The following is a 15,120-nucleotide window of genomic DNA, read 5'->3' on the forward strand; positions in this document are numbered from 1 at the left end:
CCCCCGCCGCAACGAAGGTCCGGCTGGAGTAGGCCCGTGTCATCGCGGCCGCCAACGAGTTGGCGGCCGCACGGTCGTGCGCGTGCCGCGGATCCTCGCCCCCCCGGGACGGCGCTGAACCTCGGGCCGGCCGACATCGCCCCGGAGCAGCGGCCGCCCCCGCCGGGTTGGGGCGAACCCGGAAGACCGCGTCGGACGGCTACCGCCGCGCGCTCGCCGCGCACCAGGAGGTGACCCTGCCGCGCCGGGTGGACCCGGCCATCGCGGAAGCGGTGGAGCGGCAGACCGCCGCAGTGCGCGCGCTCAGCGCCCGGGCGTTCCCAGATGTGCCGTCTCGACGGAGTTTGACCGTGCCCGAGGGGGCCGGTTCGAGGACCACCGAAGTCATCGGAGTCACTCCTTCGGGCCCGCGGGGCCGGTGGCCCCGGCCCGCGCGGCGGCTGCCGCCTCCAGCAGGGACCAGCCGTCGATCTCCGTCACCCGCCGTCCCTCCGGCTGCCACCCGCGGGTCGACGCCGCGTCGAGCAGGGCTCGGACGGCGCCGGGTTCGTGCAGGTTCAGGGAGGCGCCCCGGATGTACCCCACGTCTCCAGAGCCCAGGGGAGCCCCGCCCGGGACGTACCGGCCGGGGCCCTCGGTGAAGACGATGCGCAGTGGGCCGCCAGTGCCGGCTGGCTGCGGGTACAGCGTGAGGGTCTCGCAGCATGACCGGCCGCTGCCCGCCACGCTGTGGCTGTGACGGAGCGTCCACAGATACGCGCGCCCGTCGGCAATCAGCCGACGGGGCTTCTTCGGATGGCGGGGCACGGAGCCGAGGGTACGTGGCCTGGTCCACAAGCCCCTAGTGATGACCAGACTTCGATGAGACGAACAGGACGGTCGTCAAACTTCGGTGAGACCGGTCAAGGCCCGATGAGACAGGACACCGGGGCGAGCAGGGGGCACCGTTCGCCGCCTCAGACCTCCCTGCTTCTTGTGCACGAAACGTACGCTGAAAGTGCGTGATATGTACGGTCCGCGGGGTAGGCTGGCGCCCAGGAGGTGTTCCGTGTCCGAGTTGTTCGATGCGGTCGACGCGCTGGTGGCGTCCCGCGCTCCGCTGCCGCCGCCGGAGGAGCGCAGGCGGCTGCGCAAGGCCCACGGCCTGACGGTCGAAGAGGTCGCCGCAGCCCTGAAGGTGCGCCGCGCCACGGTCAGCGGCTGGGAGTCCGGCAAGACCGAGCCGCGACCGCCGGAGCGCGACGCCTACGCGCGGCTGCTCAAGCAGCTCGCACAGCTCTACCCCGCCCCCGCCGGCGAAGCCGCACCCGCCCGGGAGGCGGTGGTACCCAAGACGTCCACCGGCACGCCCGCCCCAGCACCGGAACCGCGGACTTTGCCCGCCTCCCCGGCCTCCGGCGCTGCGGCCACGACTGCTTCCGAGAACCCCCCGCCCCGCCCCGCCACCACCGCCCCTCTTGCCGTGTCGCGTCCGGTGCGCACCCCCAGGCCGCCGTCGGTGTCGCGCCACCCGGGCGTGAAGAAGGCCGCCCCGGCCGACGCCCCGGTCGGCGGTGCCGACCCGCGCTTCGCGAACGGCCCGCTCGCGGTCGTCGACGTCGAAGACGGCCGGGTCCTGGCGTACTGCGTCGGTGGCCTGGTCCTGGACGTGGCCGCCAAGTCCCTGCCGTCCCTGATCGACTGGACGCTGAAGGAGGCGGAACTGGGGCAGTCGAAGCTGGTCGGGCCGGGCAAGGACGCCGACCCGCTGCTCGTGCTCACCGAGGCCGCGTGCGAGCGCTACGGCCTGCCGGTGACCCTCACCGAGGAGGAGCGCCTGGCGGGGCGGCTGCCGGAGGGCCACAAGGTCATCAAGCAGCTGGCGCGCGCGGACTGGAAGCTGACCAAGCGCGGGCTCGGACCGTGGGCGCGGATCTACCGCCCGGCACAGGGTGCGGAGCGCTCTTGCGTGCAGCTGTGCATCCCGTCGTGGCACGCGCTCGACGCCCGCCACTGGGCGAATGCCGCCCAGCTTCCGCCGGCGGAACTCGCCCGCCTCCTGGGCACCTACGCGGCCCGGGTGATGACACCGCGCGGGTCGACCGCCGTGACCGGCCTGGAGCTGATGACCGCCTTCCACCCGCCGACCCGCGCCTCCGAGCCGGACGGGACGGGCAAGCGGCACTCCGAGCACAACCCCGGCTCGCTGGGCAAGGACCCGGTCGACCCGGCGCCGTGCGAGGTCCCCGACGGGCACCCGCTCCTCAAGGACCTGCCCCGGTTCCACCGCCGGACCCCGGCGGAGGTCCTGGTGGAGGAGGCGTACGACTGGGCGCGTCCGCTCACCGACGCCGAATGCACGAAGAGGTTCCTGGTCGGCATCGACGTCAACATGGCCTTCGCCGCAGGCGCCAACGGCCTGACCGTCGGCCTCGGCGCGCCAACGCACGTCAAGAACCCGGTCTTCGACCCGAAGCTGCCCGGCTCCTGGCTGGTCGACCTCTCCCACGTCGACCTCTCCCACGTGAAGGCCGGCAAGGAGTGGGCAAAGCTGGAGGCCGGCCTGCTGCCCAGCCCGTTCACGCCCTCCGGTGAGCGGCCGACGGGACCTGCCTGGTACGCCACGCCGACCGTCGCCTACGCCGTCGAGCTCGGTTACGACGTCACCCCGATCGAGGCGTACGTCCGCTACGAGAACGGCCGCTATCTGGACGCCTGGTACAACCGGCTGCGCGACGCCTACGTGGCGACGATGGCCGACCTCGGGGTGCCCGCCGACGCGAGCCCGGAGGAGTTCCTGGCGGCGATGGACGGCTACAAGAGCCGCGACCCGCACATGGTGATCGTCGTGTCCGCGATCAAGGCGACCGTGAAGGGCGGCATCGGCAAGCTGCGCGAACGCCCCCGCGGCGAGGGCTGGAAGCCCGGCCGGCCCTGGCGGGCCCTGCAGCGGCCGACGTGGCGCCCGGACATCCGGGCCGCGGTCATCTCCCGCACCCGGATCAACATGCACCGCAAGATCATCAAGCATGCGGCGTTCACCGGCCAGTACCCGGCCGCGATCCTCTCGGACTGCGCCGTGTACGCCTCCGACGGCCCCTCCCCGCTGGACTTCCTGCCCTACCGGGACGGCAAGCCACTGCCGGGCGGCTTCCGGCTCGGTGTCTCGCCCGGGATGGTCAAGCACGAGGGCACCCAGACCGTGCTGTGGAGTGAAGAGGTTCGCGAGAAGTACGGCCAGGAGCTCAACCTCGCCCGGTACATCAAGACCGGCGAGATCACCAACAAGGACGACGGGGAATAGCAGCTGATGAGCGTGTTCGGGGAGGGCCTGGACAAGGCGGTGCAGCGGGCGTTCACGCGTCCGTTGCCCAAGAGCGCGGGCGCGCAGATGCGGTACCTGGTCAAGCAGCTCAAGGGCACCAAGGCCGTCGCCCAGCTGCTCCGGGTGTCTCAGCGCACCGTCGAGCGGTACGTGAAGGACCAGATCAAGAAGCCCCGTGCCGACCTCGCCGCGCGTATGGAGCGGGAGGTGAGGGCCCGGTGGCAGCCGCAGATCCGCGCCAAGGCCCGGCAGAAGGCGGCGACCACCGGCGGCATCGTCATCGACACCCGCGCCCGGATCGGCTACACCGCGCCGATCGGCTCCACTGACGAGGACCGGCTGCGCCACCTGACTGTGGCGCTGCCGCCGCAGTACGCCGCCCGCCTTTTCGACGCCCAGGAGCAGGGAGCGTCCGACCAGCGTCTGCGGGAGATCGCCGCCGAAGCGCTCAAGGAGGTGTACTTCCAGGACCGCGGCCGCCGCGCCGGCCAACTGGAGGAGGTCCGTTTCACGGACATCGAGCATCTGGAGTTCGACCTGTAGGTGTCCCCGGACACCGCGTGCCCGGACCGATGGGTGTGACTGAGCACTTCAGTCGGCGAGTGGGTGTGTGAGTTGGCGACTGGAGCGGGCGGCGTCGACGGCTCAGGGCAGGTCAGGGGCCTCACGGCAGAACTGGTGACCGGCCGGGCGGCGGGTGGTGCCTCAGGTCTGCCGGGGCGCCACCCGCCGCGTCGGTCAGTCCACCTCCTCGGAGGACTCGGACTCGCTGCTCTGGGAGAGCCCGGCACGGGCCATCCGGTCGGCCACCTCGTCCGCGTCGCCGGCGCCGGGAAACATGGCGCGCAGGGGGCCTTGAGCGGTGACGCGGAGGCGCTCACGCCTGCGCACCAGCCGCGGCACCTGGCGCCTGTCGAGGCCGGCGCCCGCGGCGCCGGGGGTCGGGACGAACATACCGATCAGGCCGTTCAGGGTGAGCAGGTTCTGGGGGACGCCCTGGCCGGTCATGGCCTTCCACACCTGGCCCGCGAAAGTCGTGCAGTTGTACTGGGTGAGGTTGTAGGCGGCCTCGGCCTTCTCGTGGGCGATCCGGTAACCGTTGACGATCTGGTCAAGTTTGACCTTCTTCGATTCCCTGTGGGTGAAATCTTCGTGCAAGTCGGGGCACTCGACGCCGCCTTTCACGTCACCGAGCAATTCGAGTTCCTCGCCGGCCGGGTAGAAGCCGAAGGAGACCTGCTCCCCGTTTGATCCGGTGATCTCGATCCAGGCATGACCGACGTCGCCCTGCTGGAGGCTTCCCGCGTCCACCACGAGCGTGACCTTCAACTTCTTGTCGCTGTTGTCGAGTAGTTCTCGCATGAGCAGGGCCCGCAGCGGCCTCAGGGCCTGGCTCTCCGGCATTCGAGGGAGCCTTCGCTGGTCCGCCGCCTGGTTCTGGAGCTGTTCCTCCCGGATCCGGTTCATGACTATTCCCGTGAGCATCCGAGCATCCTGCTCCACGAAAAGGAGTTGCGAGTGTTCTGCGAAGACCTCCCCGTACACCAACGGATAGCGGGACAGGAAGTCCGTAGCCTCCACGCTGCCGTCGGCGTACTCGGCGGCTACGATCCGGGCCATGACGGAAGCAGCGTCGGCCGCATAGTCGGCCCATGTGCGGATATCCTCCAGGCTGCCCTCGGTGTTCTCCACGACATGCCGGTACACGATGTCGCGCACCCGGTCCGCCAGTTGCGAACGTGGGGCAGGGGCAGGGGCAGGGGCAGGGGCAGGGTGCTGGCGCGGATTGCGCTCCTCGTCGCTGGAGGAGGACGGCTCGAACACGAACCGCCGTTGCCGATACGGGTTCGATAGGCCCTCCATGTAGTACTGCGCGGAGCGGCCGGGACCGACATGTGGCGCAAAGGTCTCCCGCTCCGGGGAACTGTCGCCCTGCCGTTCGTAATCCGATCCGGAGGAGAAGTCGTTGTCCTCATAGTCCGATCCGGACGAGGAGACGTCGGCCTCGTAGTCCCCCTCCTTACCGCCCCGGCGGCCCCGCGGCGGGTTCTCCATGCGCTGTACGGCCGACGCCTGAGCCGCGCGCTGCACGGCTCCGTCGTGGCCGTGGGCTCCGGCCACCGCGAGTTCAGGAGTGCCGCCTCGGGCCGTCTGGCGGCCATTTTCGGCGGAGGCGCGCTCGTAGGGGTCGTCCTGGTGCGAAACCTTGACGCCCGTTCCGTTGTCGGAGCCCGCCACGGGGCCCACGGTCTGCTGGTGGACGTGGTCGATCTCGTGGCGCGAGCGCTGGATCGCCTGCGTCACCGCCGCGTTTCCCACTGTCCGTTGCAGGGCTAGAAGGGGTGGCAACAGGGCGGCGGGGGGCGGGAAAGGGGGGCGCGCCGCTCTACCCGTGTTCCTGGCGGAGGACGAGTGGTTGTGTCCGTGAGTGCGCATGCGGTCTTCCTACAGCCGTTGTCCGCACACCGGAAGGACCACCGGGGCAGCCTCAGGGACCGGTACCTGCACCGGCAAAGGCAGATGGGTGACGTGGACTGCCCTTACAGGCAAGGAGATACCTCCGGGCAGGCGCTGCCCAGCTTCCCCGAGCCGCCGACGCCGCCCGCTCCAGTCGCAATTGGTTGAGCCGAGGCGCGACAGTTGTCACATGAGTAGGCTGGTTGAACCGTTCCGGGTTTTTGGTGGGGACTTGATCGTTTGAGGGGATCGAGTCATGGCACGTCCTTCCCAGTGCCCGTTTGAGCTGTGCCGTGGTGCGGTGCGGATGGTCGCCGAGGTGCGGCCGGAGTACGACACCGAGTGGGCCGCGATGAGAGCGGTCGCCCAGAAGCTGGGCATCGGGACGGCCGAGACGCTGCGCAAGTGGGTGCGGCAGGAGCAGATCGGTGCCGGCACCCGTCCCGGTACCACGGCGGAGGGGTCCGCCGAGCTGGAGCGGGCGAACGAGTTCCTCAGAACCGCGGCGTCTTTCTTCGACACAGCGAGCCAGGCAGGATATGGGCCAGGCCGCACCCTGGGACGGCAACCCCAATCCTCACAGGCAGGATACGGGACCAACAGGTATCTTGAGCTGGAGAGTTGAGACCTAGACACCTCTCTCAACGGCACGGGAGCCCTGTCCGTTGCCTACGGTCCCGCCGTCACCCGTCCGGGGGCCACCCTGAAAACCCTCAGTGCGCCGACGGCTGCCACCGTTCACCGCAGTACGCGCACCCGCTCTGACCTACCGCGTGAACCCCACGGACGCCCCCGTACGGTCACGCGGACAGTTGGAAAGCGTGTTGCAGAACGCTGTTTTAGGCCTCGCGCCACCGGTACCAGGTCGTGACATGCATAGGACAGTCACGGAACACCCGCACTGCGAGCATGAGGCTGTGGAAATCTTCCTTGTGCTCGGTCTTCTTGCCCTCGCCCTGGGCGGCTTCGTCTGCGTCGTTTGGGGGACTCTCGGCGGCCCCCGCTGGGTCCGCGTCATTTCCGCGATCATGCTGGGAGCGGCCAAGTTCGTACTCATGGCCAGCAGCGGCTCAGGTCGTACGGGCCGATCCACGTCGTCGGACTCGGACTAGGCCGTGTTTTAGGTAGCGCGGGTGGCCAGCCATTTGGTGAGGTCGCCCGCGATCTGGTCGATGCTTGTCTCGACGGTGACGTCGTGCTCGCGGCGGCTGGTGTCACGCCGGACGATCTCGTAGCCGCCCGTCTCCAGGACGGCGACGGACGCGAACCAGGCGGGATCGTCCTCATCGGGCTGGATGACGACGAAGGTGTTGTCTGTGCCGTTCAGGTCGCTGACCAGTTCGAACAGGGCGTCTTCGGACGGGTCGTCGACGTGGTCGCCGTTCTCGCTGTCCGCGCAGTAGTAATCAGCGGCCACCGGACCTCCCCATGCGTGTGCTGCTCGAAGTGCCGGTGGCCAGCATGGCACGGCCGCCGGGCCGCCCGACGGCTCACAACCACTGGTGGATCGCCGCGACGTGCACCGTCGCCTCGTACCGAACCGCGAGCTTGTCGAATCGGGTGGCCACTGCCCGGTGCTGCTTGAGACGGCTGATCCCGCACTCGACCGCGTGGCGCTCGCGGTAGTCGATCTTGTCGAACTTCGGCGGTCGGCCGCCTCGTGAACCACGCTTCTTGCGGTTGCGGGCCTGGTCGGCCTTCTCCGGGATCGTGCATCCGATGCCGCGTCTGCGCAGGTAGGCGCGGTTCGCGCGGGAGCCGTAGGCCTTGTCCGCCCGGACCTTGTCCGGCCGGGACCGCGGCCGGCCAGGACCGGTCCGAGGCACCCGGATGGCCTCCAGGACCGGCTGGAACTGCGGGCTGTCGTGCCGGTGCCCGGCGGTGACGAGCAGCGACAACGGCCTCTGACCCTGCTCGCAGGCCAGGTGGAGCTTCGTGGTGAACCCACCCCTTGACCGGCCCAGCCCGTGGTCGTCGGGCTCGCTGGCGACACCACCGGGCGCCTCCTTCTGCCCCGCGCCGTCCCGGCGGGCACCGGCCGCGTGCTGGTGAGCCCGGCAGATCGTGGAATCGACGTTGACCTCCCACGTGATCAGCCCGGCCTCATCGGCCCGCGCCTGTAACAGCGTCAGCAGCCGGGCCCACACCCCCTGCCGCTGCCATCGCCGGAACAACCCGTACACGGTCTGCCAGGGCCCGTACTCGGGCGGCAGGTCACGCCACGGAACACCCGTCCGCACCCGCCAACGCACACCATCCACCAGCCGTCGCCGCCCCGGCCACCTGCGACTCACACCCGCCGCAGGCAGCAACGACTCCAGCACCGACCACTGCTCATCAGAAAGATCCCCACGCCCCACACGGTGATCATCACGGCACGAGGCATGAAACGGAACCCGAACCTAAAACACGGCCTAGAGCCCCAACAAGCAACGTTCGCCCCGTCGCGACGCCCGGCACGCTCCCCCAAGCTCTTCGAGCAGGGGGGACCCCCACTCGCCGCACCGCCCGAAAGCCCAAGTACATCCAGTACGAGGACTTCCGGGCGGCACTCCCCCAAGCTCTTCGAGCAGGGGGGACCCCCAGAGCACGCACCGGACGCCGCTCCTTGACGGGCGAACGTTGCCTGTTGCGGCACTAGGGTCTGTGCGGGGTTCGGATCACTGGATCGGCCATTCCCGCTCCGCGAGGGTGTCGGCTGCGGTAGACCGGACGCGTGACGCGTGGCGATCTGACCGATGCAGAGTGGGAGTTGATCGAGCCGCACCTGCCGCTGGGGGTGTCCGGGCCGATTCCTGACCTGCGCCGCTACTTCAACGCGGTGATGTGGAGGTTTCGGACCGGCAGCCCCTGGCGGGACGTGCCGGAGAGTTACGGCTCCTGGTCGACGGTCTATGACCGGTTCCGGCTGTGGGCCTGTGGGTGCCGACAACCCTGTCACCTGTGCTGAGCTGTGGCTTCAGAGTCACGATGGGATCACATCGAAGGTGTTCGCGAGCCCGTCGGCGCAGGCTTGGGAAGCGTGACGTTCCGTCTGGTCTACCGATTCGGCTGCCTCCTGCTCAGCTGGCTGCGCCTGCTGGCCCGCTCCTCCGCGGCCAAGGATGCCGAGATACTGGTGCTCCGGCACCAGCTGGCCGTCCTGCAGCGCGGCAGCCCCAAGCCAGCCTTCACCCGCGGGGACCGCGCGGTGCTCGCCGCCCTGCTCCGCTTGCTGAGCAAGCGTCACCGTTCATCGTTGAAGCTGCTGGTCACCCCGCGTACCGTGCTGCGCTGGCACGCGAGACTGGTCGCGAAGAAGTGGACCTATCCGCACCGAGGCCCGGGCCGTCCGGCCAAGCCCGAGGCGCTGCGTGCTCTGGTGCTGCGCCTTGCTTGCGAGAATGACGGGTGGGGGTATCGCCGGATCCACGGCGAACTGCTCAACCTGGGCTGGAAGATCGCCGCCTCGACGGTGTGGAAGATCCTCCAAGAGGCTGGGATCGACCCGGCGCCCCAGCGCGCCGACCGCTCCTGGGCCCGGTTCCTCAAGGCTCAGGCCCGCGGGATCCTCGCCGTCGATGTCTTCCACGTGGACACCGTTCTCCTGCGGCGCCTGTTCGTCCTGTTCTTCGTCGAGCACGGCACCCGGCGGGTCCACATCGCCGGCGTCACCCGGCACGTCACCGCCGCGTGGGCCACCCAGTGTGCCCGGAACCTCCTGATGAGCTGGGACGACACGCGCGGCGAAGGCGTCAGATTCCTCATCCGGGACAACGCCGGCTACTTCACCGAGGGCTTCGATGCGGTCTTCACCGCCGTCGGTGCCCGGGTCGTGCCCATCCTGCCGGGCGTGCCCCAGATGAACGCGATCGCCGAGCGCTGGGTCGGATCCTGCAGGCGCGAGGCCACCGACCGCGTCCTGATCACCGGGGAGCGGCACCTGCGGCTCATCGTCGGTGAGTACGCCGATCACCACAACGAGCATCGGCCTCACCGATCATTGGGACAACGGTGCCCCGACGGCCTCGGCGCGCCCGAACCACACGCCGTCGACGCCCTATCGCGCATCCTCCGACGTGACCGCATCGGCGGCCTTATCCACGAGTACGCGCAGGTCGCATAGGGTGACGGAGGTTGTCGGCACGCACAGGCTCTTCCACTTGCTGATCAAGGTCAGACGTTGATCCCTGGTCAAGTGCGTCGCCATGCAGCCCTCCGCCCTACCGATGTGTACATTCGCATCAGCTTAGGAGTTGGGACTGACAAGCCCACCCGGATGCTGCCCGTCGGTCGTGCTGGGCCGCGCGCCGTGCCGCGCGAGCCGCCGTCACCAGGGCCGTAGTTGTTCAGAGGCCCGGTCAGGTCGACTCGAGGCTCCGCTGAGGTCTCCAGGAGGGGCCGCCGCGCCCAGTGGCTAGGACCGGAAGCGTGCGGTCTGCTCTGAGATACGGAGCAGGAATTCCGTGATGGGCGCCCCTCCGTCGTCAGGGACGAGAACGAGTTCTGCCTCGTAAATCGCCTGGTCGGCAGCCAGAGCGGCCTCCTCGTCATCACGCCTCCAGGCGTCCCGCGACGCTTCGAACAGCGGACGAACGGTCTCCCAGGCAGAAGCAGGCTCAAAGCGACAGTCGGTCCAGAACATGTCGACGCCTTCGCGTGTCAGCGTTCCAATGAGCGCGTCCCCCCATGTGAGCTGCCAACTCTGTGCCGTCATGACTTCCCCTTCCCTACGCCGGATCGCTCGCAGCGCACAGAGCGGCGGTAGCCCTCCGGCCGTCAGGACACCACCTGTCCAGCCGCGCCCTCGACCACACGGCCGTGTCCCTGGCCGAGTTCGAACTGGGCGCGCGCCTCGGCCATGGCCCGCTGCCAGCTGCGTTGAGCGCCGCCGTACTCGCGGGCCAGGTAGGCGGCCATGCCACGCCGGTATCCGCCGGCCTGCCGAAGTTCGGCGAGGACTATGGCGACAGCACGCTCGCGGCGCGCGCGGCTGTGCCCGCCGCCCTGATTGCCGCGGCCGTCTCCGGGACGCCGCCCCGCTGCTCCGAGACGGCCGGTGCCGACTTCCCTCTTCCAGGCGGTCCAGAACACCTCCACGGCGTCCTGCACGTCCTGCACGTAGTAGTGGGTGCGGTTCAGAGGTCTTCGATGGCGAGGGCCGCGGCGGCGAAGCACACGGCTTTTTGTTCGTCTGAGAAGTCCCGTACGCGCTTGCCGTGGGAGCGGGCTGCTCAGTCCAGTGCTGCTTCGGTGTGCTTCGCCATGCCCGCATTTTTCCAGGTGGAGCGGGGCGACGCCGGGCGTCGCGGCGGCTTAGCCTGCGTTCCCGGCCCGGGCCCGGGCCTTGAGGAGCTGCCGCAGGCCGGTCAGTAGCCGCTCGTGGAAGACGGCGGGGGCCGCGGCTGCGGGAGCCGTCCGCAGCCGCTCGACGTGCCGCATCTGGTTCTGGATCCAGGGCACCTCCTCCCGGGCGAGCTGCCGCTCGAACTCCGCCTCGTGCCCGCCGGCGGCGAGCGCTTGGAGCATCACGGCGCGCCGTTCGGGTTCGGGCGCGTCCGCCGCTCGTGGGTCGGTGACAAAGAGAGCGGTGTATTCCGGATGGTCGGGCCACCACCGCGCCATCCAGCGCAGGGCGTGGTTGCGTATCGCGGGGTCGCGATCGGCCGACGCGCAGTGGTACAGCAGCTCACGGACCTTCGGGAGGTGCGCGCAGCGCTCGGTCAGCCACTGGAGTGCGGCCACCCGGAGCTTGGGGTCCGGACCGCGTTTCGCGCCTTCCAGGAGTGCGGCCGTCGCCGCGGGATCGCCGCCCCAGGTCTCGCCGAGCACATGCATCGCGGTCCGCCGCAGGCGGATGTGGCGGGAGGACCGGCAGCAGTCGATGAGGAAGTCCCGTGCCTCGGTGCTGAGGCTGTGGCCGATGGCGCGCAGAGCGGTCTCCGCGGCCCCGTCGGCGGGCGCGAAGCGCAGGGCGTCCCGCATCAGCAACTGGAGGTCCTCGGGATGCCCCCGCAGCCACGAGGTCAGCGTCTCCTTGTCGCCCATCACCTCGTGGTATTCGAGCAGCGTGCTGAGCTCGCCGTACTGGCGGGACCGCCAGGCCGCCATCGCCGTTCCCGCAGTCAACTCGGAGCCGAACATGGTGTCGTCTCTCCGGGGAGCGTCGGCGGGGTGGCGCGGTGCGGGAAGCGGTCGCGCCCCGCCGCCCTCCTCCTCCGGTTCCGACATCAACTCGGCCCGCAGCTTCGCCGCCGTGGCCCGTACCGCATCGAAGACGTCCTCCCGCGCCCGCCACCGAAGGAAGCGCACCGTCTCGTCGTCCGGGTGGCGGCGCGCCAGACAGCTCAGCGCCGCCTTGCGCGCACCTGGCGTGGGATCGCCGACGGCGCGGGCCTGGAGAAACAGCCGCAGTTCCGCAGCCTCTTCGTGCTCGACCGGGCGGACGCCCAAGGCCTGCAGGGCGGCGATGCGGACGATGACCTCGTCGTGCACGGCACTCGTCTTGATCGCCTCCGTGACGGTGGTGCTCGCCGGCCACCGTTCGCCCAGGACGGCGAGGGCTCCGGCGCGGGCGTTCGCGGACCGGGCGAACCGCGCGTACGCGATGACGGCGGGAAAGTCACGGTGCAGCGCACCGGCGAGCTGGACGGGGACGCGGGACTCGATGAACTGACCCCATACGTGGAACCAGGTCAGATAGCGGTCGCGCCCCGCCCAGTTTTCACCGAAGGAGGCGAGTGACGGGGTGACGCTCTCGGCCGCGAAGTACGCCGCGTCGAGGAAGAACGTTCCGAAGCTCTCGGTCCTCGCGCTCAGGTACTGGGTGATCCCGTCGACCACCGCGACGCTCTGGGTGCTCAGCGCCCCGATCTTCTTCACCTCGGCGAGCGCCCGGAGGGCGAGGACGAGCCGCTCCCCGCGGTCGGTGAAAGGGACCGGCCGGACGAGGCTGTCGACCAGCGTCCCGGTGTCGTGCTCCCGGAGCTGCCCGGCGAGCAGCAGGATCACCTCGTGCCAGGTGGTGTCCTCGGCCCTCGGGACGAGGACCTCGGAGACGAGGGCCTCGGGGGTCCACTCCCGTTCGTGCTCGTAGCGGTGGACGATGTCCGCCGCGGCCAGGTACTCCAGGAACGTGCGGTGCACGAAGCCCCAGGCGCCCCCGCCGTACCGGGCGAGGATGAAGTTGCGCTCCCGGAGTTGCTGGACCATGGCGCGGGCGGCGCGGCGCGCGACGTCCGGCCGGACGTCGCAGAGCTGGAGGTACTGGCGGAAGACGTCTTCGATGTCCGCCTCGGGCACGTAGTTGCCCGAGATGCCGCCTGATCCCTCCTGCATCCTGCGGGCGAGGAGCCGCAGCATCTCCAGGCGTTCGGTCTGGCCGAGCAGGTCGAGGGCTTCGGCGATCGGTCCGGACAGCGGGGCCGTCAGATGCTTGGCGTCCCGGTCCCAGCGGGCGACGAGCACGGTGACGGCGTGCTGGTACACCCCGTTCCGGTCGCGGGGGAGGGTCTGCCGGCGGCCGAGGATGGCGAGGACGGTCAGCAGAAGCGGGTTCCCGGCCAGTTCGCGCACCGACCGCGAGTGGGCGACCGCGTCCTTAAACCGGGTGAGGAGCTGCTCGGTGAGCGCGGGCTGTCCGGGGCACGCCGTCTCGTACCACCGGCGCGCGAACTCGTGGATACGAGGGGTGTCCAGGTCCTGGATCATGTAGTGGGCGAACCCCGCCCCGCCCAGCGTCTGCCGCTGGTAGCCGATGACCCGGGATGTGACGATCACCCGGCAGCGCTCGTGGTGGGCGGCGAACCCGGCGATGCGGCGGGCCGTCTCCGCCCGGAACTTCGGGTCGAAGATCTCGTCGAGCCCGTCGAAGACGAGGAGGACGCGTCCCTCGTCGAGAAGCCGGCCCAGGACGGGGAGCGGGAGCCCCATCCCCTCGGTGGTCCACAGGTGTGCGAGGAACTCCGCGAACGTCTGCTGCCGCCAGGCCGGTTGCGCGTAGTGCCGCAGCTCCACGATGAGGGGGATCCGGCCCGCGAGGCCGGCGAGGGCCCCGTCGGGACGCAGGCCGCCGGTCAGGGCGAGCGCGAGGTAGTGCGCGAGGGTGGACTTGCCGGCCCCCGGGTCGCCGAGGAGCACGACCCGCTGGCTCCCCTCCCGGGCAAGGACGTCGAGCACATGCTCAGCGGGCTGCCGACGGTACGCCTCCACGAGGGAGTCGAGCAGCTCCAGGTCGAGCCCCGGCGGCAGTTCCCCGTCCGCGGCCAGCTCTTCGCCCTTGAGGAGCTGGCCCATGAGCTCTCGGGAGAGCTCCACCGGCGGCGGGTCGGCCCGGACGGTCGGCACGACGAAGACCTCGCGCAGCTCGACACTCGGCTGCGTGCTCTGGTCGTTGTCGGGGGTGAGGACTTCCAGGTTGAGACTTCCGTACGTCTCCCGGACGCGGCGCGCGTAGGTCGCGAGCGCCCGGTCGGTGGCGGCGTCCCGCTCGTCCTCGGCGGCGTCGCCCGGGCTGTTGTCCCGGCTGCCGTCCCGGCCATCGTCCCTGGCCGCTTCGAGGAGCGTGACGAGCTGCCGGTGCCGGTTCCGCCACAGCTCCCGGTCCACCAGGGAGCCGCTGACCGGATCAGAGGGCGGGGCGCAGCGGACGCACGCGTCGAGGAACGCCGTCACGGCGTCCCAGTCCGGGGGCCTGACGAAATCGCCCTTTAGGAGCCGGTGGACGCCCGAGCTGCTGAGGGCCCGGCCGCCGGCCGCCGGGTTCCGGGCGCTCGTCCGCTCCAGCTTCGCGACGCTGGGCGTGCCCGCCGCCCAGTGCACCTCCCGGAGCCAGGCGGTGAACTGCTTCCGTGCCTCGTCTCCCCGCTGCAACGCCGCTCCCTCCCCGACGTCCCGGAACGTCCCGGGACGCCCCGCGTTCCGGCCCCCAGCCTAGGCCGCAACCTGCGGCGACGAGGCCGGTATCCCGATTCGACCCAGCTTCCACCACCGGCTGCCCGGGCGGCGCAAGGTGCTCCCGTCACCGACGAATGAACGGAGCACACGATGATGCTGCACGACCTTCTCGACACCCTCGGCCCCGTCGGCCTGCTCGTCCTCCTCGGCACGGTCATGGTTTTCGCGGGAGTGGTGCTGCCGACGATCTGGTCGCGCCACGCCTACCGCCGATCCGCAGCCCGCACGACCATGAACACCCTCCTCAAGGCGCTGCGCCGGCTCTATCCCTTCTGACGCCTGATCGACAGAGCATTTGGCTCAGCAGCCGAACAGTGATGGCGTCATGCCCACTCCATGCCCAGCTTCCGTAGTGCGTCCAGCTGCTCGGGGGTCGGAAGATTTCAAGTCCAGTGAGACGGTTGGGGCGCTATGAGGTTTGTGGT

General features: G+C 70.1%; 13 protein-coding genes and 1 pseudogene. 6 read left to right on the forward strand and 8 right to left on the reverse strand.

Translation table 11 applies throughout. From position 1 onward, the window contains the following. Window positions 1-199: 199 nt before the first annotated feature. Together RH94_RS41080 and RH94_RS37980 are read right to left on the reverse strand one after the other, a co-directional pair. Entirely contained in the window at window positions 200-388 is a 189-nt protein-coding gene (locus RH94_RS41080) for a hypothetical protein (protein WP_158073138.1), read from the reverse strand. Between the two features lie 5 nt (window positions 389-393). After that, on the reverse strand, window positions 394-807 hold the full coding sequence (locus tag RH94_RS37980) for a hypothetical protein (RefSeq protein WP_073952831.1): 414 nt from the start codon (window positions 805-807) through the stop codon (window positions 394-396). A gap of 241 nt (window positions 808-1,048) precedes the next feature. Between RH94_RS37980 and tap the strand changes: the two genes are divergently transcribed. After that, window positions 1,049-3,283 (forward strand): telomere-associated protein Tap, encoded by a 2,235-nt coding sequence (gene tap, locus RH94_RS37985; RefSeq protein WP_073952832.1) that lies wholly within the window; start codon window positions 1,049-1,051, stop codon window positions 3,281-3,283. A gap of 6 nt (window positions 3,284-3,289) precedes the next feature. Continuing rightward, window positions 3,290-3,847 carry a telomere-protecting terminal protein Tpg gene (tpg, locus tag RH94_RS37990; protein WP_073952833.1) on the forward strand — a complete coding sequence of 186 codons (558 nt, stop codon included), beginning with the start codon at window positions 3,290-3,292 and terminating at the stop codon, window positions 3,845-3,847. 195 nt (window positions 3,848-4,042) lie between these two features. Here the strand turns inward: tpg and RH94_RS37995 are convergent, their stop codons facing one another. Beyond that, a complete protein-coding gene (locus tag RH94_RS37995) occupies window positions 4,043-5,608 on the reverse strand; it encodes a hypothetical protein (protein WP_073952834.1) in 1,566 nt (521 codons plus the stop codon). Window positions 5,609-6,017: 409 nt separating this feature from the next. Here RH94_RS37995 and RH94_RS38000 point away from each other — a divergent pair. Beyond that, window positions 6,018-6,278, forward strand: a pseudogene (locus tag RH94_RS38000) (IS3-like element ISMyma3 family transposase); the annotation flags it as partial. A 603-nt stretch (window positions 6,279-6,881) separates the two neighbouring features. On the opposite strand, the gene RH94_RS38010 reads toward RH94_RS38000, so the two are convergent. Then, a complete protein-coding gene (locus tag RH94_RS38010) occupies window positions 6,882-7,178 on the reverse strand; it encodes a hypothetical protein (RefSeq protein WP_067040005.1) in 297 nt (98 codons plus the stop codon). A 73-nt stretch (window positions 7,179-7,251) separates the two neighbouring features. Further along, window positions 7,252-8,121, reverse strand: coding sequence for an IS5 family transposase (locus RH94_RS38015; protein ID WP_073952837.1), 870 nt, complete (start codon window positions 8,119-8,121; stop codon window positions 7,252-7,254). Between the two features lie 356 nt (window positions 8,122-8,477). On the opposite strand from RH94_RS38015, the gene RH94_RS38020 reads away from it, so the two are divergent. Together RH94_RS38020 and RH94_RS38025 are read left to right on the forward strand one after the other, a co-directional pair. After that, window positions 8,478-8,711: a transposase gene (locus tag RH94_RS38020; RefSeq protein ID WP_079188910.1), complete on the forward strand. Its 234-nt coding sequence runs from the start codon at window positions 8,478-8,480 to the stop codon at window positions 8,709-8,711. 72 nt (window positions 8,712-8,783) lie between these two features. Beyond that, the gene (locus tag RH94_RS38025) at window positions 8,784-9,866 is read left to right on the forward strand and encodes an integrase core domain-containing protein (protein WP_073946613.1); all 1,083 of its coding nucleotides are present in this window, start codon (window positions 8,784-8,786) and stop codon (window positions 9,864-9,866) included. Between the two features lie 291 nt (window positions 9,867-10,157). Here RH94_RS38025 and RH94_RS38030 read toward each other — a convergent pair whose 3' ends face one another. From RH94_RS38030 to RH94_RS38040, 3 genes are all read right to left on the reverse strand, one after another. After that, window positions 10,158-10,457, reverse strand: a complete 300-nt coding sequence (locus RH94_RS38030; RefSeq protein ID WP_073946614.1) for a hypothetical protein — start codon at window positions 10,455-10,457, stop codon at window positions 10,158-10,160. Window positions 10,458-10,519: 62 nt separating this feature from the next. Continuing rightward, complete coding sequence (locus tag RH94_RS38035; RefSeq protein ID WP_073946615.1) at window positions 10,520-10,861, reverse strand: hypothetical protein; 342 nt, start codon at window positions 10,859-10,861, stop codon at window positions 10,520-10,522. A gap of 195 nt (window positions 10,862-11,056) precedes the next feature. Then, the gene (locus tag RH94_RS38040; RefSeq protein WP_073946616.1) at window positions 11,057-14,611 is read right to left on the reverse strand and encodes an NACHT domain-containing protein; all 3,555 of its coding nucleotides are present in this window, start codon (window positions 14,609-14,611) and stop codon (window positions 11,057-11,059) included. A gap of 174 nt (window positions 14,612-14,785) precedes the next feature. Here RH94_RS38040 and RH94_RS38045 point away from each other — a divergent pair, with 174 nt between their 5' ends. Further along, the gene (locus tag RH94_RS38045) at window positions 14,786-14,971 is read left to right on the forward strand and encodes a hypothetical protein (protein ID WP_073946617.1); all 186 of its coding nucleotides are present in this window, start codon (window positions 14,786-14,788) and stop codon (window positions 14,969-14,971) included. The last annotated feature ends 149 nt before the right edge of the window (window positions 14,972-15,120 follow it).

The organism is Streptomyces kebangsaanensis, assembly GCF_001906585.1.
In the GTDB taxonomy this organism is placed as follows: Bacteria; Actinomycetota; Actinomycetes; order Streptomycetales; family Streptomycetaceae; genus Streptomyces; species Streptomyces kebangsaanensis.

Bases quoted from the DNA above. Each gene is read 5' to 3' on its own strand.
- RH94_RS41080 (WP_158073138.1), bottom strand. From the start codon at position 388: ATGACTTCGGTGGTCCTCGAACCGGCCCCCTCGGGCACGGTCAAACTC.
- RH94_RS38030 (WP_073946614.1), bottom strand. From the start codon at position 10,457: ATGACGGCACAGAGTTGGCAGCTCACATGGGGGGACGCGCTCATTGGA.
- RH94_RS38045 (WP_073946617.1), top strand. From the start codon at position 14,786: ATGATGCTGCACGACCTTCTCGACACCCTCGGCCCCGTCGGCCTGCTC.
- tpg (WP_073952833.1), top strand. From the start codon at position 3,290: ATGAGCGTGTTCGGGGAGGGCCTGGACAAGGCGGTGCAGCGGGCGTTC.